General features: G+C 62.6%; 18 protein-coding genes and 1 pseudogene. 6 read left to right on the forward strand and 13 right to left on the reverse strand.

Annotated elements, in window-relative coordinates; translation table 11 throughout:
- Window positions 1-8: 8 nt before the first annotated feature.
- The 3 genes from ASD12_RS01260 to ASD12_RS01270 are packed head-to-tail and all read left to right on the forward strand — an operon-like array spanning window position 9 to window position 4,805.
- Window positions 9-1,301, forward strand: coding sequence for a pitrilysin family protein (locus ASD12_RS01260; protein ID WP_056580991.1), 1,293 nt, complete (start codon window positions 9-11; stop codon window positions 1,299-1,301).
- 15 nt (window positions 1,302-1,316) lie between these two features.
- Entirely contained in the window at window positions 1,317-1,913 is a 597-nt protein-coding gene (locus tag ASD12_RS01265; RefSeq protein WP_056580993.1) for a GNAT family protein, read from the forward strand.
- A gap of 3 nt (window positions 1,914-1,916) precedes the next feature.
- Window positions 1,917-4,805, forward strand: coding sequence for an EAL domain-containing protein (locus ASD12_RS01270; protein ID WP_056580996.1), 2,889 nt, complete (start codon window positions 1,917-1,919; stop codon window positions 4,803-4,805).
- Between the two features lie 5 nt (window positions 4,806-4,810).
- Here ASD12_RS01270 and ASD12_RS01275 read toward each other — a convergent pair whose 3' ends face one another.
- Window positions 4,811-5,419 carry a YqgE/AlgH family protein gene (locus ASD12_RS01275; RefSeq protein ID WP_056580999.1) on the reverse strand — a complete coding sequence of 203 codons (609 nt, stop codon included), beginning with the start codon at window positions 5,417-5,419 and terminating at the stop codon, window positions 4,811-4,813.
- Between the two features lie 171 nt (window positions 5,420-5,590).
- Here ASD12_RS01275 and ASD12_RS01280 point away from each other — a divergent pair, with 171 nt between their 5' ends.
- The 3 genes from ASD12_RS01280 to ASD12_RS01290 all read left to right on the forward strand — a co-directional run bounded on the left by ASD12_RS01280 (window position 5,591) and on the right by ASD12_RS01290 (window position 7,522).
- Window positions 5,591-6,397, forward strand: coding sequence for a protein-disulfide reductase DsbD domain-containing protein (locus ASD12_RS01280; RefSeq protein WP_056581003.1), 807 nt, complete (start codon window positions 5,591-5,593; stop codon window positions 6,395-6,397).
- 85 nt (window positions 6,398-6,482) lie between these two features.
- Entirely contained in the window at window positions 6,483-6,965 is a 483-nt protein-coding gene (locus ASD12_RS01285) for a peroxiredoxin (RefSeq protein ID WP_056581006.1), read from the forward strand.
- A gap of 80 nt (window positions 6,966-7,045) precedes the next feature.
- Complete coding sequence (locus tag ASD12_RS01290) at window positions 7,046-7,522, forward strand: DUF2938 domain-containing protein (RefSeq protein ID WP_056581009.1); 477 nt, start codon at window positions 7,046-7,048, stop codon at window positions 7,520-7,522.
- Window positions 7,523-7,525: 3 nt separating this feature from the next.
- Here the strand turns inward: ASD12_RS01290 and ASD12_RS01295 are convergent, their stop codons facing one another.
- The 12 genes and pseudogenes from ASD12_RS01295 to ctaD form a co-directional block, all read right to left on the reverse strand.
- A complete protein-coding gene (locus ASD12_RS01295; protein WP_056581012.1) occupies window positions 7,526-8,110 on the reverse strand; it encodes a histidine phosphatase family protein in 585 nt (194 codons plus the stop codon).
- Between the two features lie 40 nt (window positions 8,111-8,150).
- On the reverse strand, window positions 8,151-8,681 hold the full coding sequence (rnhA, locus tag ASD12_RS01300; RefSeq protein WP_056581015.1) for a ribonuclease HI: 531 nt from the start codon (window positions 8,679-8,681) through the stop codon (window positions 8,151-8,153).
- Window positions 8,682-8,692: 11 nt separating this feature from the next.
- Window positions 8,693-9,655 carry a homoserine kinase gene (locus tag ASD12_RS01305; protein WP_056581018.1) on the reverse strand — a complete coding sequence of 321 codons (963 nt, stop codon included), beginning with the start codon at window positions 9,653-9,655 and terminating at the stop codon, window positions 8,693-8,695.
- Between the two features lie 5 nt (window positions 9,656-9,660).
- Window positions 9,661-10,671, reverse strand: a complete 1,011-nt coding sequence (gene ispH / locus ASD12_RS01310; RefSeq protein ID WP_056581908.1) for a 4-hydroxy-3-methylbut-2-enyl diphosphate reductase — start codon at window positions 10,669-10,671, stop codon at window positions 9,661-9,663.
- Between the two features lie 70 nt (window positions 10,672-10,741).
- Window positions 10,742-11,497 carry an SURF1 family protein gene (locus tag ASD12_RS01315; protein WP_056581021.1) on the reverse strand — a complete coding sequence of 252 codons (756 nt, stop codon included), beginning with the start codon at window positions 11,495-11,497 and terminating at the stop codon, window positions 10,742-10,744.
- Complete coding sequence (locus ASD12_RS01320) at window positions 11,494-11,880, reverse strand: DUF983 domain-containing protein (protein ID WP_056581909.1); 387 nt, start codon at window positions 11,878-11,880, stop codon at window positions 11,494-11,496. The genes ASD12_RS01315 and ASD12_RS01320 overlap by 4 nt, the downstream gene beginning before the upstream one ends.
- A gap of 21 nt (window positions 11,881-11,901) precedes the next feature.
- Window positions 11,902-12,024, reverse strand: a pseudogene (locus tag ASD12_RS32620) (L,D-transpeptidase family protein); the annotation flags it as partial.
- 168 nt (window positions 12,025-12,192) lie between these two features.
- Window positions 12,193-13,074 carry a cytochrome c oxidase subunit 3 gene (locus tag ASD12_RS01330; protein WP_056581027.1) on the reverse strand — a complete coding sequence of 294 codons (882 nt, stop codon included), beginning with the start codon at window positions 13,072-13,074 and terminating at the stop codon, window positions 12,193-12,195.
- A gap of 1 nt (window position 13,075) precedes the next feature.
- Window positions 13,076-13,708, reverse strand: a complete 633-nt coding sequence (locus ASD12_RS01335; protein WP_056581030.1) for a cytochrome c oxidase assembly protein — start codon at window positions 13,706-13,708, stop codon at window positions 13,076-13,078.
- Window positions 13,708-13,866, reverse strand: coding sequence for a hypothetical protein (locus tag ASD12_RS01340; RefSeq protein ID WP_082525185.1), 159 nt, complete (start codon window positions 13,864-13,866; stop codon window positions 13,708-13,710). Before ASD12_RS01340 ends, ASD12_RS01335 begins: the two co-directional genes overlap by 1 nt.
- A 2-nt stretch (window positions 13,867-13,868) precedes the next feature.
- Entirely contained in the window at window positions 13,869-14,813 is a 945-nt protein-coding gene (locus ASD12_RS01345) for a heme o synthase (protein WP_056581036.1), read from the reverse strand.
- A gap of 76 nt (window positions 14,814-14,889) precedes the next feature.
- The gene (gene ctaD, locus ASD12_RS01350) at window positions 14,890-16,542 is read right to left on the reverse strand and encodes a cytochrome c oxidase subunit I (protein ID WP_056581039.1); all 1,653 of its coding nucleotides are present in this window, start codon (window positions 16,540-16,542) and stop codon (window positions 14,890-14,892) included.
- Window positions 16,543-16,555 lie beyond the last annotated feature (13 nt).

Raw genomic sequence — 16,555 nt, forward strand, 5'->3', positions numbered from 1 at the left:
CTAGCCATATGGGTGTTGAGGTAAGCCGTCTGTCGAACGGCCTGACAGTCGCCACCGAAACCCTTCAAAGCATCGAATCGGTTGCCCTTGGTGCCTGGGTCAAGTCGGGTGCCCGCAATGAACGCGACGACGAGCATGGCATGGCCCATCTGCTCGAGCACATGGCGTTCAAGGGCACGAAAAGGCGAAGCGCCTTCGAAATCGCCTCGGAGATCGAGGACGTCGGCGGCGAGATAAACGCCGCCACCAGCGTCGAGACCACCTCCTACTATGCCAGGGTGCTTTCCGACGATGTGCCCCTGGCCGTCGACATTCTTGCCGACATCCTGCAGGAATCCGAATTCGACCCTCAGGAGCTTGAACGCGAACAGCATGTGATCCTGCAGGAGATCGGCGCCGCGCACGACACGCCCGACGACATCGTTTTTGACCGCTTCACGGAAACCGCCTATCGCCATCAGACCATTGGCCGCTCCATTCTCGGCACGCCCGAAACGGTCAAATCCTTCACCTCCAAGCAGTTGCACGATTTCATCGAGCGGCAATATGGTGCCGAGCGCATGGTGATCGTCGCCGCCGGGGACATCAAGCACGACAATTTCGTGCGCGAGGTCGAAAAGCAGCTCGGCGGCTTCCGCAGCAAGGCCGACAGCACCATTCCGCAATACGCGCAATATGTCGGCGGCGACTTCCGCGAAGACCGCGACCTGATGGACGCGCAGATCGTCCTAGGGTTCGAAGGCCGCGCCTATCATGTGCGCGATTTCTATGCCTCGCAGGTGCTGTCGATGATCCTCGGCGGCGGCATGTCGTCGCGTCTGTTCCAGGAGGTCCGCGAGAAGCGCGGCCTGTGCTATTCGGTCTATGCCTTCCATTGGGGCTTTTCCGACACCGGCGTCTTCGGCGTCCATGCCGCCACCGGCCAGAGCGACATCGCCGAACTGGTGCCGGTCATCATCGACGAACTGCAGAAGGCCGGCGAGAAGATCCTGCAGGAAGAACTCGACCGCGCGCGCGCCCAGTATCGCGCCGGGCTGATCATGTCCGCCGAAAGCCCGGCCAGCCGGGCTTCGCAGATCGCACGGCAACTGCTTCTGTTCGGCCGGCCGATCGCCAAGGAGGAACTGATGGAACGGCTGTCGGCGCTGACGATCGAGCGGCTGACCGATCTGTCGTCGCGATTGTTCTCGACCAAGCCGACGCTTACCGCTGTCGGGCCTGTGGGTACGCTAGCGCCATACGAAGCGATCCTCGAATCGCTCGCAGGCACGCAGACCACGGCCCGCAAGCTCGCCGTCTAAGCCCCTCAAAGCGTCGTGTTCGCGCTCCCTTTCTTTCGCCGTGACCTGCCGGCACTGAAGGGCGACCGCGTCACGCTGCGCGTGCCATTCACGAACGACTACCGCGAGTGGGCGACGGTGCGCGGCGAAAGCCGGGCCTTCCTCGAACCCTGGGAGCCGCGCTGGACGCCGGATGAACTCGACCGCACCGCATGGCGGCTGCGCATCAGCCGGTACCGCGAAGACTATGCACAAGGGACGGCTATCGCCTTCTTCATCTTCGAGATGAGCAGCGGCAAGCTGGCGGGCGGCATCACGCTCGGCAACATACGCCACGGGGTCTCGCAAAGCGGCCATGTCGGCTACTGGATCGGCGAGCGCTTTGGCGGCCGCGGCCTGATGACCGACGCGGTCAAGGTGGTGGCCCGCTTCGCCTTCGATACGCTGAGGTTGCACCGGATCGAAGCGGCCTGTATTCCCGACAATATCCGGTCGATCCGCGTGCTTGAAAAAGCCGGATTCCGGCGCGAAGGACTTCTGCGATCCTATCTCAGGATCAATGGCATATGGCAGGACCACTACCTCTACGCCCGGATCGCGGACGATCCGCCGGGCGTTGGAACGAAGGACTGATTTTTGACGAATTTCCTGCGAAACGGGCCGCTGTTCGCCTTTGTGCTCGCGACAATCCTGACGCTGTGCGCGGCATCGTCGGCCTTCGCCGTCGAACCGATCAAGATTGCCCGTGACGACGTCGCGCTCGACCTTTCAGGCGCCGTCGAGATCTACCGGAACCAGGGTGAGAATTTCCAGGTGTCGACCGCGCCGGGGCCGGACGGCATCGTGCGGCGCATCGAGGTCGAGGCCAATGACGCGCGTTCGACCGGCGACTGGGCGGTGTTCGCGCTCGCAAACACCACCGACCAGCAGCTCGACAGGCTGATCGTCGCACCGCATTTCCGACTGGTGAATTCCGGCATCTTCTGGCCGGATCTCGGCTCGACACGCATCGCCGCCATCACGCCCAGCGAGGGCTTCGCGCTCGACCGCCAGACCAGCCCCGACGCCGACGTGTTCCGGGTGACGCTGAACCCCGGCACGGTGATCACCTTCATCGCCGAACTGGCCTCGCCGAAGCTGCCGCAGGTCTATCTGTGGGATCCGGAATCCTACAAGGACTCGGTCAATTCCTACACGCTGTTTCGCGGTATCGTCATCGGCATCGCCGGCCTGCTGGCGCTGTTCCTGACCATCCTTTTCGTGGTCAAAGGAACCTCGATGTTCCCGGCGACCGCGGCACTCGCCTGGGCGGTGCTTGCCTATATCTGCGTCGATTTCGGCTTCCTCAACAAGATTATCGAGATCTCGCCCGGCAACGAGCAGATGTGGCGAGCCGGAACGGAAGTGGCGCTGGCGGGAACCTTCGTGGTGTTCCTGTTCGCCTATCTCAATCTCAACCGATGGCACGGCCATTTCAGCTACGGCGCGCTGGTCTGGATCCTCGGACTGGTGCTGATCGCCGGCGTCGCCATCGTCGATCCGGCGGTCGCCGCCGGCATCGCCAGACTATCCTTCGCCGCCACCGCGCTGACCGGGCTCGGCCTGATTATCTTCCTCGGCATACGCGGCTACGACCGCGCCATCATGCTGGTGCCCAGTTGGGTCATGGTGCTGTTGTGGCTATGCGGTTCGTGGATGGCGATCACCGGCATGCTCGACAACGACATCGCCCAGCCGGCCTTGGGCGGCGGGTTGATCCTGATCATCCTGTTGATCGGCTTCACCGTCATGCAGCATGCCTTTGCCGGCGGCGCCCTGCATCAGGGTCTGTTCTCCGACCTCGAGCGGCAGGCGCTGGCGGTGGCTGGATCTGGTGACACGGTGTGGGACTGGGACGTGCTGCGCGACCGCGTCGTCACCAAGCCCGATGTCAGCATCCAGCTCGGGCTGGCACCCAACAGCCTCGGCGGCGCCGCGCGCAACTGGCTGCCGGTGCTGCATGCCGACGACCGCGACACGTTCCGCACGACGCTCGACGTCGTGCTGGAACACCGGCGCGGCCGGGTGTCGCAGAATTTCCGCCTACGCGGTGCCGACGGCCACTATCACTGGTTCTCCCTGCGCGCGCGCCCGGTGATCGGATCGGACGGCGAGGTCATCCGCTGCGTCGGCACCATGGTCGACGTGACCGAGCAGAAGAAGTCCGAAGAGCGGCTGCTGCACGATGCCGTGCATGACAATCTGACCGGCCTGCCGAACCGCGAACTTTTGATGAACCGGCTGGAAGCGATCATCTCGATCGCGCGCACCGAAGAGAAGGTGCGCCCGACCGTCTTCGTCATCGACATCGACCGTTTCAAGCAGGTCAATGACGGGCTCGGCATCTCGGCCGGCGACACCATTCTGTTGACCATCGCGCGACGGCTGCATAGATTGCTCAAGCCGAAGGATTCGCTGTCGCGCTTTGCCGGCGATCAGTTCGCGCTGATGCTGCTTTCCGAACAGGACCCGGCTCGCATCGCCGCCGTGGCGGACGCCATCAAGCATGCCATCAACAACCCGATCACCTTCGCCAAGCGCGAGATCGTGCTGACCGCGTCGATCGGGTTGATCACCTGGAATTCGCCGCAGATGTCGGCCGAGGACATGGTCAAGGATGCCGAGCTTGCCATGCATCAGGCCAAGCGCTTCGGCGGCGACAGGATCGAGCCGTTCCGTCCGGCTTTCCGCACCGTGGGTACCGACAGGCTGCAGTTCGAATCCGACCTGCGTCGCGCCATCGAGCGGCGCGAGTTCACCCTTGCCTACCAACCGATCGTGCGGCTCGAGGACGGCAGCGTCGCCGGCTTCGAGGCGCTGCTGCGCTGGGACCATCCGCGCCGGGGCATGATCCCGCCGGCGGATTTCATCCCGGTCGCCGAAAGCTGCGGGCTGATCGTGCAGCTCGGCCTGTTTGCCATGCAGCAGGCGGCGGAAGACCTCGCCAGCTGGCAAAAACAGATCGGCGACGCGCCGCTGTCGGTCTCGGTCAATTTGTCCAGCCGCCAGCTCATCCGCCGCGATCTGGTCAGCGACGTCCGCTCGGTAATTGCTCGGGCCAATCTGAAGCCGCGCTGCTTCCGGCTCGAACTCACCGAATCGCTTGTCATGGACAATCCCGAGCAGACCGCCCATGTGCTCACCAAGCTGAAGCAGCTCGGTATCGGCCTGTCGCTGGACGATTTCGGCACCGGCTATTCGTCGTTGGCCTATCTGACGCGTTTCCCCTTCGACACCATCAAGATCGACAAGAGCTTCGTTGACGACAACACGCCCAAGCGCGCGGTGCTGCTCAAATCGATGGTCAACATGGCGCATGAGCTTGGCCTGTCTGTCGTCGCCGAGGGGATTTCTGACGAAAGCGACGCGCTGGAACTGCGCCAGATGGGCTGCGAATATGTCCAAAGCTTCATGTTCGGCGCGCCGATGCCGGGCGACCAGGTGCTGAAGACGCTGAAGGAGCAGTATCCGCTAACGCAAGCCTGAGAGGCTCAGGCGTGTCCGGCGGCGAGGCTGAGATGGGCTAGATCGATGCCGATCGAGGCGAGAATCCGGTCATATTTGCGCTCGATGTCGGTGTCGAACAGGAGCTCGGCATTGGCCGGACAGGTCAGCCAGCCATTCTCGGCGATCTCGGTCTCCAATTGGCCGGCGCCCCAGCCGGAATAGCCGAGCGCCATCAGCGCGTGACGCGGCCCGCGGCCAGACGATATGGCGCGCAAGATGTCGACGGTCGCGGTCAGGCAGATGTCGTCCGAAACGGTCAGCGACGATTCCACCCGGTAGTCGCCCGAATGCAGGACAAAGCCCCGGCTGCGATCCACAGGCCCGCCATTGCGCACGACGAAATCGCGCGCCTGCGCCGGCAAGCGGATCGCCTCCTGTTCGTTCATGATGCCCAGTTGCACGAGCAGGTCCGGAAACAGCATCTGCTGCGTCTGGTTGATGATCAGGCCCATGGCGCCTTCATCTGAGTGCGCGCAGACATAGATGACCGAGCGCGTGAAACGGTCGTCCTTCATGCCGGGCATGGCAATCAGGAACTGATCGTCGAGAAAGCCACGGCTCGTGGCTGTCTTCTTGTGGCGCAACAAGTCCATGAGAGGGAGCGTAACGCGTTTCCAAAGCGCCGAAAAGATGCGCCGTGTGGGATTCGACCAAAGCCCATGCCGCCGGCTCGAGCATTCTTCTCCCTCGAGGTCACGCAAATATGATACCGGCAAGGCCATGAAATCATTGCGCGGCCACGAACGGACGATCAAATCACCACCATGCAAAGCTTGAAAATCCTGCTGCTCGGCGCCGCAATCGGATCGGCAACCGCTCTTCCCGCCGCCGCCTCCTCATCGGCGTGGTACAACAGCGAAGGCGGCAAGGTCCGGCTGGTGACATCAGGCAAAGCCGACGAGGCCGGCCGCATCCAGGGCGTCCTCGACATAGCGCTCAAGCCCGGCTGGAAGACCTACTGGCGCGATCCGGGCGACGCTGGCGTGCCGCCGCAGCTCGACATTTCAGCCAGCACCAACATAACCGACGCCGCTCTGGCGTTCCCTGCCCCGCAGCGCCATGACGACGGCTACGGCAAATGGGCAGGCTACAACTATCCGGTTTCGCTGCCGGTGACATTCACGCTGGGGACGCCGAACCAGCCGGCGGTTATCGATGCTGACATCTTTCTCGGCATCTGCGAAACGATCTGCATTCCGGTGCAGACGCGGCTGACCGTCGACCCCGCCTCCGATCCGGACAATGCCGAGGACGCGGCGCTGGTGAAGGCGAGTTTCACGGCACTGCCGGCGCCGGCGAGATCCGATTTCGGCATCAATGTCCTGCCGGGCGACCATGAGACGCTGATCGTCGAGGCGAGCTTTCCCGGCGATCCGCAGGCGGCGGATTTCTTCGTTGCCGGCGAGCGGGACTACATGTTCGGCACCCCTTCTCGCAGCGAAAAGGACGGCAAGCTGATTTTCACCGTGCCGATCCTCGATCGCCCTTCGACGACGCCGACGGATGGCGGGCTTCACTATACGCTGACGAGTTCGGCTGGCGCGGTCGAAGGGATTCTGCCTTTCCCTTGATCCAGCCCATCCGAACGGTTGCAGGAAGCCGTTGACTTCGCTACGCAAAGACACGTCCTTCCCCATTTTCCCAAGCGAGGAATTCATGACCATTTCCGTTGGCGACAAGCTGCCTGACGTGACCTTCAAGACGATGACCGCCGATGGCGTCAAGCCGATCACCGGGGCCGAGATCTTCTCTGGAAAGAAGGTCGTGCTGTTTGGGGTTCCCGGCGCCTTCACGCCGACCTGCAGCAACAACCATTTGCCCGGCTATCTCGAGAATCATGACGCCATCCTGGCGCGCGGCGTCGACACCATCGCCGTCGTTTCGGTCAATGACGTCCACGTCATGGGCGCCTGGGCGCACTTCACCGGCGGTGAGGGCAAGATCCTGTTCCTCGCCGACGGCAGTGGCGATTTCGCCAAGGCGGTGGGTCTCGACAATGACCTTTCCGCCAGCGGCATGGGGCTGCGTTCGAAGCGGTTTTCGATGGTCATCGACGACGGCAAGGTCACCGCGCTCAATGTCGAGACCAAGCCCGGTGTCGACGAGTCCGGCGCGGCTCATATTCTGGGACAGCTCTGAACTTCAGCGCGGCGTCGGGCGGAGGACCGCAACGGCGATCGCGCTTGCAGTCCAGGGCTTGCCTTGGGGGAACCCTAGCGATGTTTGACATCTTCTGGCGCGCCATCGCGATCGGCATCGGCGCCACCGTGCTGATGGATCTCTGGGCCATGTTCCTGCACAAGGCGTTTGGCCAGCCCCGGCCGAACTGGGGGCCGGTCGGGCGTTGGGTCTGGCACCTGCGCGACAAGGTCTTTCACGATGATATCGGCGATGCAGCGCCTTACACGCATGAAAAGGCGTTGGGTTGGGCCTTTCATTATTTTGTCGGTATCGTCTACGGCATCATCCTGGTGGTGCTGGCCGGAGCGGGCTGGCTTGCCGCGCCGAGATTCCTGCCGGCCTTCATCCTCGGCATCGTCACCGTCTGCGCCGGCTGGTTCCTGCTGGCGCCCGGCATGGGCGCCGGCTGGGCCGCCTCGAAGCGCCCCAACCCGATGCAGATCCGTGCCCTCAACCTGGTATCGCACACGGTGTTCGCGATCGGGCTATACGGCACGGCGCTGCTGATACGCTGAGCGTTACGGCTGTGCTGGCCCGTCGATCGGCCGCCATCCGTGGACGACTCTGCCTGCGCCAATGTCGTAGGCGAAATAGTTGCCGCCGCCGGCTGGCTGATCCGCTTCGTGGCTGATCTCGCGGCCCCTGAGAGACAGCAACAGCAGCGTTCCCACCCCTCCGTGCCCCACGAAGGCAATGTCGTCGGCATCATTGGTACGGAGCACGGTGTCGACCTCGCTCACGATACGATGCTGCGCATCGATGGCTCTTTCCCATCCGCGAATGCTTTCGTGTGGATTGGCAAAGAATTGGCCCGCAACCGCTTCGAACTCCGGCGGCGGCAGGAAACCCGTTGCCGATCGGTCGTTCTCGTGCATCCGTTCCCTCACCTCGATGGCAAGACGCAGATGCGCTGCGAGGATCTCGGCGGCTTCCATCGCCTTGCGTTCAGCAGACGACACGATACGCCGGATCGACCCGACCCAGGGCTGATCGAGCATTGCAAACGCTCTCGCGCGTCCGATGTCGGATAGCCCCCATTCCGGAACGGGAACGCTGGCATCGACCTGAACCTGGGGATGCGTGACGTAGTAGAGGATCGGCACGATAGTAATCCCCTGCCTGAGAGCCGCCCGGCTACCGGAATCAATAGCTCTGGGTCGAGCGCCGCACCTTGGCGATTGCCGGCTGTTTTGCCTGCCCAGCCGGCTTTGGTGCAGCAGCAGGCTTGAACGGGCCTTTCTTGAACGGCGCCATGCCTTCGCGCGCGAGTTCGTCGGCGCGCTCGTTCTCGGTATGGCCGGCATGGCCCTTGACCCAGTTCCAGATGACCTTGTGGCGCCTGTTGGCTTCGTCGAGCGCCTGCCAGAGTTCACCGTTCTTGACTGGTTTCTTGTCGGCGGTCTTCCAGCCGTTCTTCTTCCAGCCGTGGATCCACTTGGAAATGCCGTCCATGACATATTTGCTGTCGGTGTGAAGCTCGACCGTGCAAGGTTCCTTCAGCGCATTCAGCGCCGAGATGGCGGCGAGAAGTTCCATGCGGTTGTTGGTCGTCTCGGCCTCGCCGCCGGAAAGCTCCTTGGTGGTGCCGTTGAAGCGCAGGATCGCGCCCCAGCCGCCGGGGCCGGGGTTGCCCGAACAGGCGCCGTCGGTGAAGATCTCAACCTGTTTGCTCATGATACCCCATATCAGGCCAATCCATATTCCGAAGGAGATCTGATCGCCCGGTGGAACCGCATCCTGCGGATATACTCGGTCGGATCGCGTTTCATCACCAGCCCGCCATCGGGAACGGTCAGCCAGTCGTACAGCCGGGTCAGCATGAAGCGCAGCGCCGAACCGCGCGCCAGCATCGGCAGCGCCGCCTTCTCCTGGTCGCTCAGGGGACGCACGCTCTGATAGCCGGCAAGCAACGCCTTGCCCTTGGTGAGGTTGAAGGAAAAATCCTTCTCGAAGCACCAGGCGTTGAGGCAGGTGGCGACATCGTAGGCATAGAGGTCGTCGCAGGCGAAATAGAAGTCGATCAGGCCGGAGAGCTTTTCACCGAGGAAGAAGACATTGTCCGGGAAAAGATCGGCATGGATGATGCCTTGCGGCAGGTCTTTCGGCCAGTTCCGCTCGAAGTCGGCGAAGTCGGCATCGACCTCGGCCGCCAGGCCCGGCTCGACCTCGTCGGCGCGGTCGCGCGCCGCGTTCCAGAGCTTGCGCCAGCCGTCGATGGCCAGCGCATTTGGGCGCGTCATCGAAAAATCGGCGCCGGCCAGATGCAACTGTGCCAACGCCTTGCCGACCTCGCCGCAATGCGTTGCTGTCGGCCGCCGCAGCGAAAGCCCTTCGAGGAAGGTGATGATCACCGCCGGCCGGCCGGCGAGCGTGCCGATGACGCTGCCGTCATGCGCGGTCACCGGCAGCGGACAGGACACGCCTTTGTTGGCGAGATGGCCCATCAGGCCGAGGAAAAACGGCAGATCCGCCTTCTCGACCCGCTTTTCATAGAGCGTCAGGATGTAGGAGCCGCTGGAGGTGTGCAGCAGGAAGTTCGAGTTCTCGGTGCCTTCGGCGATGCCCTTGTAGGACAGCAGATCGCCGACCGGATAGTGCTTCAGGAATGCGCCGAGTTCGCCTTCCGCAACGTCGGTGTAGACCGCCATGTGCCCTACGCGGCTCCATTGACGAAGGCCATGTCGGCCCGCGTCAGTTCGACATCGCGCAGTACCCGCATGACCGGAAAATCCTCCGTTTCCGTGGCCGTGATGGCTAGGTCGATCGTGACATCGAAGCGCTGCCGGAACGCGTCGATGATCTCGTCGACGATGATTTCGGGCGCTGACGCGCCGGCCGACAGGCCGAGCGTCGTGATGTTGCCGATGTCATTCCACGGAATCTCGGCGGCACGCTGCACGAGAAGCGACATTGAGGCGCCGGCACGTTCCGCCACTTCGACAAGGCGCCGTGAATTGGAAGAATTGGGCGCGCCGACGATCAGGTAGAGATCGGCGCCGGCGGCGGTCTCCTTGACCGCCTCCTGACGGTTGGTGGTGGCGTAGCAGATCGACTCCGCCGCCGGCGCCTGCAGGGCTGGAAAGCGATCCTGCAACGCGCGGATGATGCCGGCGGTGTCCTCGACCGACAAAGTGGTCTGGGTAACGAAGCCGAGCTCCTGCGGATCGGCGGGCACAAGCCTGGCGGCGTCAGCTTCGGTCTCGATCAGCGTCACCGCCCCGTCCGGCAACTGGCCCATGGTGCCGATCACCTCGGGATGACCGGCGTGCCCGATCAAGAGCACATGGCGGCCGAGCCGCTGATGGCGCATCGCCTGTTTGTGGACCTTCGACACCAGCGGGCAGGTGGCATCCAGATAGAAGAGATTGCGCGCCTGGGCATCCGCAGGCACCGACTTCGGCACGCCATGCGCCGAGAACACGACCGGGCTCTGGCGATGTTCCGCCGGGATTTCGGAGAGTTCCTCGATGAAGACAGCGCCAAGGCTTTGCAGCCCCTCGACCACGTAGCGGTTGTGCACGATCTCATGGCGGACATAGACCGGCGCGCCATATTTCTTCAGCGCCAGCACCACGATCTGGATGGCACGGTCGACACCAGCGCAAAAACCGCGCGGCTGGCAGAGCCGGATCGTCAAGGGAGGCTTGATGGTTGTCTGAAGCATGAATCCGGGCCGGTTGATCAAAGCCGAAATGAGCTGCGCACCCCTGCCCTGTCAAGGGCATCGGTCGCGTTCATTCCTCTTTCGCGGGACGGCGAAGCCGCAGGATGAGCACGGCGGCGAGCGCCGCGGCAAGCCCATACCAGGTCATCGCATATTGCAGATGGCTGTTCGGCAGGTCGATGATGGTGACGCCGCCAACCGGCAATCCGCCTGGATTGGGCGTCTTGTCGGCGTCGATGAAGATCGGCACCAGCGCGGCACCAGCCGGCAGCCCGGCGCTCGCCGCCATCACGTCGCGGTCCTTCCAGTAGAAGATGTTCTTCGCCACGTCGTTGTCGGGAAGCATCATCGATGGCTTTGCCGGCAGCGGATTGCGGGCAAGTCCCGTGACCGTCACCTTGCCCGTCACCTGTCCCTTGGCGCGCTTGGCGGCATCCTTCAGATCGTAGGGCACGAAGCCGCGATCGATCAGGACGAAGCGACCATCGTCCAGGGCAAGCGGCGTGTAGACATTGAAGCCCGCGTCGCCGTCCCAGGTTGCGTAGAAATGCCGTTCGCCTTGATGCAGGAAAGTGCCGGTGACGGTGACTGGCGTGTAGTCGACGTCGCCGGTGGCGGTGAATTCTCTCTCAACCTCGGCCAGCGGCCGTGGCACCGAGTGGGTGCGCTGGTCGATGGTCTCGAGAAGACCTTCCTTCCAGTACAGGCGCTGGACCTGCCAGGTGCCGAGCGCCAGCAGGATCAGGAACAGCACAAGGCCAAGGCTGAAAAGCAATGCCATCCGTGGTCGCGAACGGCCGCCGGCCTTGACGGATGCCTCGCTCATTCCCCGCGATCCAGCCGGCCCTCGGCCGCCCTGTTGCGGTATTGCAGGGTAAGCAGCACGCCCTTGATCAGCCGGAGCGCCGTCAGGCACAGCACGACAGCCAGCGGGATCCAGACAAGCAGATGCAGCCAGAGCGGCGGGCTCAGCGTGACTTCAACCCAGAGCGCCAGGCCGACAATGAGGAAGCCTATGATCAGGATGACAAAGACCGCCGGCCCGTCGCCGGCATCGGCGTAGGAATAGTCGAGGCCACAATTGGCGCAGCGCTTGCCAACAGTGAGGAACCCGGCAAACAGCCGCCCTTCGCCGCACCGCGGACAACGGCCGTGTAAGCCGGCCGAAATCGGGTCGATCGGCGGCCAGATCGCCCTATCTTCACTCATGGAAGCGTCGTCGCTCATTTTTTACCGCTCGATCTCGATCGGTGTGCCATCGGCAACCATTGCCCAGATTTCGTCCATGTCGGAGTCCGTAACCGCAATGCAGCCATCGGTCCAGTCGACCAATTGAAGCAGCCAGCCCCACCAGATCGATCCTTTCCGCGGCAAGGCCGGGAATGCCGCGATGACGAATGTGCAAATGGCACAGGGAATTGTCAGCCGCATCGGCTACGGATCGGCGATCATTGCGCCGAAAAGAAGAAGGCGGCCACGTTGCCGCGGCCGCCCTCCCCAGATCAAATCCCAAAGGACGGATCAGTGGCCTTCGATCACCGCGCCGACCGATCCCCAGACGTAGATCGATGCGAACAGGAACAGCCAGACCACATCGACGAAATGCCAATACCAGGCGGCCGCCTCGAAGCCGAAATGCTGCTTGGGGGTGAAATCACCCTTCATCGCCCTGATAAGGCAGACAGCCAGGAAGATCGTGCCGATGATGACATGGAAGCCGTGGAAGCCGGTCGCCATGAAGAAGGTGGCGCCGTAGATGGAATCCTTGAAGCCGAACGGAGCGTGCATGTACTCGTAAGCCTGCACCATGGTGAACAGCATGCCGAGGCCGACGGTCAGCACCAAGCCGTTGATCAGGCCCTTGCGATCGCCATGGATGAGCGAATGGTGCGCCCAGGTGACCGTGGTGCCCGACAGGAGCAGGATGACGGTGTTGTAGAGCGGCAAATGGAAAGGATCGAGAACTTCCATGCCCTTCGGCGGCCAGACACCACCGGTAAACGCGGTACGGGCGTATTGCTGGACTTCGCTCGGAAACAGGCTGGCGTCGAAATAGGCCCAGAACCAAGCAACGAAGAACATCACCTCCGAAGCGATGAACATGATCATGCCGTAGCGCAGATGCAGCGACACGACCCGCGTGTGATGGCCCTCATGCGCTTCCTTGATCGTATCCGACCACCAGGCGAACATCGTGTAGAGCACGATCACCAGGCCGATGAAGAACAGCCACGGATTGGCGATATTGAAGCCGAAGATCGGAAAGGAACCGCCCTTCAGGTACTCCATGAGGCAGACGCCGCCAAACGCCATGACGAGCGCGCCCACCGAGCCTAGGAAAGGCCACGGGCTCGGGTCGACGAGGTGATAGTCATGCTGTGGTTTTGCGTGCGCGTCTGCCATATCAACCCCCGAGATTTGCTTCGGTATTCGAAATTGTCTTGCTATTGCCCTTGGCCGGCTCCGAGGAGGCGACCGGCTTGGTCTTCTCGACCGGGAACATCGTGTAGGACAGGGTGATCGTCTTCACGTCCTTCAGTTCCGGGACGTTGACGATATCGGGATCCACATAGAACAGGACCGGCATGTCCAGCGTCTCGTCGGGCTTCAGCGACGTGTCGGTGAAGCAGAAACACTCGACCTTGTTGAAGTAGGGGCCTGCCAGTTCCGGCTGCACGTTGAAGGTGGCGCGGCCGGTCACGGGGCGATCGAACTTGTTGGTGGCCTTGTAGTGCGCCTGCACCGTCTCGCCGATCTTCATGGTCATCGAGCGCTGGACCGGCTGGAAGTCCCAAGGCACGCCGGCGATGTTGGCATCGAAGCGGACGGTGATCTCACGGTCGAGCACACGGCCGGCATACTGCTTCTCGGCACGCTGCGTCGTGCCGCCATAGCCTGTCGCCTGACAGAACATCTTGTAAAGCGGCACCGCAGCGTAGGCCATGCCGATCATGCCGGTGAAGAAGGCAAGGCAGACCGCCGCGACGATGACGTTGCTGGTCTTTCCCGTCGTTTTTTTGGACATCTCGGCGCTCATCACATCGCGCCCAAATTGTGGCCGAACTTCACGATCGTCGCGATATAGAAAATGACGACCAGCAACGCCAGCGCCACGCCGATGGCGATGGAACGGCTACGCTGGGCCTTCCTCTGACGCTCGGTCAGCGTGACCAGCTCGAGCTTTTCTTCGATCATGGTCATGCTCCGCCCATGGCAAGCGCGCGCTCGACGACGCTGTCGGCAAGATAGGCGGCGAAAATTGCAAAGAGATAGAGAAGCGAATAGGCGAACAAGGCCTTGGCCGGCTTCATGACGCGGTCGTCATCGGCCATGCCAAGTACTTTCCACGCATACCAGACAAAACCGACCCCGAGCAGCGCGGCGGCCACGCCATAGATCGGGGTGGTGTAACCAAGCAGCCATGGCAACACGCCGACCGGGGCCAGGACCAGCGCGTAGGCGAAGATCTGACGGCGGGTCGAAGCCTGCCCGGCGACATTCGGCATCATCGGGATGCCGGCCTTGGCATAGTCCTCGGACTTGAACAGCGCCAGCGCCCAGAAATGCGGCGGCGTCCACAGGAAGATGATCAGGAACAGGATCAGGCTTTCGAGGCTGACCGTTCCGGTCACCGCGGCCCAGCCAATGACTGGCGGAATGGCGCCTGCAGCACCGCCGATTACGATGTTCTGCGGCGTCCAGCGCTTCAGCCACATCGTGTAGACGACGGCATAGAAGAAAATGGTGAAGGCCAGCAGCGTCGCCGACAGCCAGTTGACCAGCACGCCGAGCGTCATCACCGACAGCACAGACAGCACCAGCCCGAAGCTCAGCGCCTCGTGCGGCTGGATGCGACCGGCCGGGACCGGACGGCTGGCGGTCCTGGTCATCACCGCATCGATGTCGGCGTCATACCACATGTTAAGCGCGCCGGAGGCGCCAGCACCTATTGCAATAGCCAGGATGGCGATCACCGCCAGCAGCGGGTTGATGGTCACCGGTGCGGCGACGAGACCGACAAAGGCGGTGAACACCACCAGCGACATGACGCGCGGCTTCAACAGGGCGAAGAAATCGCCCGCCGTCGCTTCCGACATGCGAAAGCCCGCTTCGTCAATCAATGGGTCGTCGACAAGGGCCATGCGTACTTTAAGTCCATCATTCCGTTGGCCGAAACCGCCGGCGGACCGGCGGTTTCGTATTCGAGAGGGCAGCCGCCTACTTGATCTTCGGCAGCTGTTCCCACTGGTGGAACGGCGGCGGCGAAGGCAGCTGCCATTCGAGAGTCGTTGCGCCCTCGCCCCATGGGTTGGCACCGGCAACCCGCTTCTTCTGGAAGGCTTCGAACACGCAATAGAGGAAGATCAGGACGCCGACGGACGAGATATAGGAGCCAATGGACGACACATAGTTCCAGCCGGCAAACGCGTCCGGATAGTCGATGGTGCGGCGCGGCATTCCGGCGAGGCCGAGGAAGTGCTGCGGGAAGAAGACCAGGTTCACGCCGACGAAGGTGACCCAGAAGTGGGTGTTGGCGATAACGGGCGAGTACATGTAGCCGGTCATCTTCGGGAACCAGTAGTACCAGCCGGCGAAGATCGCGAACACCGCGCCCAGCGACAGCACATAGTGGAAGTGGGCGATGACGAAATAGGTGTCATGCAGCGAACGGTCGAGGCCGGCATTGGCCAGCTGGACGCCGGTGACGCCACCGATGGTGAACAGGAAGATGAAGCCCAGCGCCCACAGCATCGGCGTCTTGAACGAGATCGACCCACCCCACATCGTCGCGATCCAGGAGAAGATCTTCACGCCTGTCGGCACCGCGATGACCATCGTGGCGAAGACGAAATAGCGCTGCGTGTCGAGCGACAGACCGGTCGTGTACATGTGGTGCGCCCAGACGATGAAGCCGACTGCGCCGATCGCCACCATGGCGTAGGCCATGCCGAGATAACCGAACACCGGCTTCTTCGAAAAGGTCGAGATGACGTGGCTGATGATGCCGAAGCCCGGCAGGATCAGGATGTACACTTCCGGGTGACCGAAGAACCAGAAAAGGTGCTGGAACAGAATCGGATCGCCGCCACCGTCAGGCGCAAAGAAGGTGGTGCCAAAATTGCGGTCGGTGAGCAGCATGGTGATGCCGCCGGCCAGAACCGGCAACGACAGCAGCAGCAGGAAGGCGGTGACCAGCACCGACCAGGCAAACAGCGGCATCTTGTGCAGCGTCATGCCGGGCGCGCGCATGTTGAAGATGGTGGTGATGAAGTTGATGGCGCCAAGGATCGACGACGCACCGGCGATGTGAATCGACAGGATCGCCAGGTCCATCGCCGGTCCGGGCTGGCCCGAGGTCGACAGCGGCGGATAAAGCGTCCAGCCGCCACCGGCGCCAAAGGCGCCCGGCGCGCTCGGCACGAACATCGAGGTGAGCAGCAGGATGAAGGCCGGCGGCAGCAGCCAGAAGGAGATGTTGTTCATGCGCGGGAACGCCATGTCGGGCGCACCGATCATGATCGGGACCATCCAGTTGGCAAAACCGCCGATCAGAGCCGGCATGACCATGAAGAAGATCATGATCAGGGCGTGCGCGGTGGCGAAGGCATTGTACATGCTCTTGCCGCCGTCGATTGCTGCGTCACCGTTCATGCCGTAGACCATCTGCGCCAGACCGCTGAAGATCTGGATGCCAGGCTCCTGCAGCTCCATCCGGATGGCGACCGACAAGGCACCGCCGATGATGCCGGCCATGATCGCGAAGATCAGGTAGAGCGTGCCGATATCCTTGTGGTTGGTCGAATAAACCCAGCGCACCCAACCGTGATAAGGCTTGTGGTCGTGCCCGTCGTGAGCTGCAGCGTCTGCCATGTTCCGCTCCGTT

The organism is Mesorhizobium sp. Root102, assembly GCF_001425625.1.
Taxonomy (GTDB): Bacteria; Pseudomonadota; Alphaproteobacteria; order Rhizobiales; family Rhizobiaceae; genus Mesorhizobium.

What these genes read in the sequence shown, in the direction of transcription:
- ispH (WP_056581908.1), bottom strand. Translation starts at nt 10,671, where the DNA reads ATGCTTCAGACAACCATCAAGCCTCCCTTGACGATCCGGCTCTGCCAG.
- ASD12_RS01315 (WP_056581021.1), bottom strand. Translation starts at nt 11,497, where the DNA reads ATGAGCGAGGCATCCGTCAAGGCCGGCGGCCGTTCGCGACCACGGATG.
- ASD12_RS01260 (WP_056580991.1), top strand. Translation starts at nt 9, where the DNA reads ATGGGTGTTGAGGTAAGCCGTCTGTCGAACGGCCTGACAGTCGCCACC.
- ASD12_RS01330 (WP_056581027.1), bottom strand. Translation starts at nt 13,074, where the DNA reads ATGGCAGACGCGCACGCAAAACCACAGCATGACTATCACCTCGTCGAC.
- ASD12_RS01305 (WP_056581018.1), bottom strand. Translation starts at nt 9,655, where the DNA reads ATGGCGGTCTACACCGACGTTGCGGAAGGCGAACTCGGCGCATTCCTG.
- ASD12_RS01280 (WP_056581003.1), top strand. Translation starts at nt 5,591, where the DNA reads ATGCAAAGCTTGAAAATCCTGCTGCTCGGCGCCGCAATCGGATCGGCA.
- ASD12_RS01335 (WP_056581030.1), bottom strand. Translation starts at nt 13,708, where the DNA reads ATGAGCGCCGAGATGTCCAAAAAAACGACGGGAAAGACCAGCAACGTC.
- ASD12_RS01290 (WP_056581009.1), top strand. Translation starts at nt 7,046, where the DNA reads ATGTTTGACATCTTCTGGCGCGCCATCGCGATCGGCATCGGCGCCACC.
- ASD12_RS01320 (WP_056581909.1), bottom strand. Translation starts at nt 11,880, where the DNA reads ATGAGTGAAGATAGGGCGATCTGGCCGCCGATCGACCCGATTTCGGCC.
- ASD12_RS01285 (WP_056581006.1), top strand. Translation starts at nt 6,483, where the DNA reads ATGACCATTTCCGTTGGCGACAAGCTGCCTGACGTGACCTTCAAGACG.
- ASD12_RS01340 (WP_082525185.1), bottom strand. Translation starts at nt 13,866, where the DNA reads ATGATCGAAGAAAAGCTCGAGCTGGTCACGCTGACCGAGCGTCAGAGG.
- ctaD (WP_056581039.1), bottom strand. Translation starts at nt 16,542, where the DNA reads ATGGCAGACGCTGCAGCTCACGACGGGCACGACCACAAGCCTTATCAC.
- ASD12_RS01275 (WP_056580999.1), bottom strand. Translation starts at nt 5,419, where the DNA reads ATGGACTTGTTGCGCCACAAGAAGACAGCCACGAGCCGTGGCTTTCTC.
- rnhA (WP_056581015.1), bottom strand. Translation starts at nt 8,681, where the DNA reads ATGAGCAAACAGGTTGAGATCTTCACCGACGGCGCCTGTTCGGGCAAC.
- ASD12_RS01345 (WP_056581036.1), bottom strand. Translation starts at nt 14,813, where the DNA reads ATGGCCCTTGTCGACGACCCATTGATTGACGAAGCGGGCTTTCGCATG.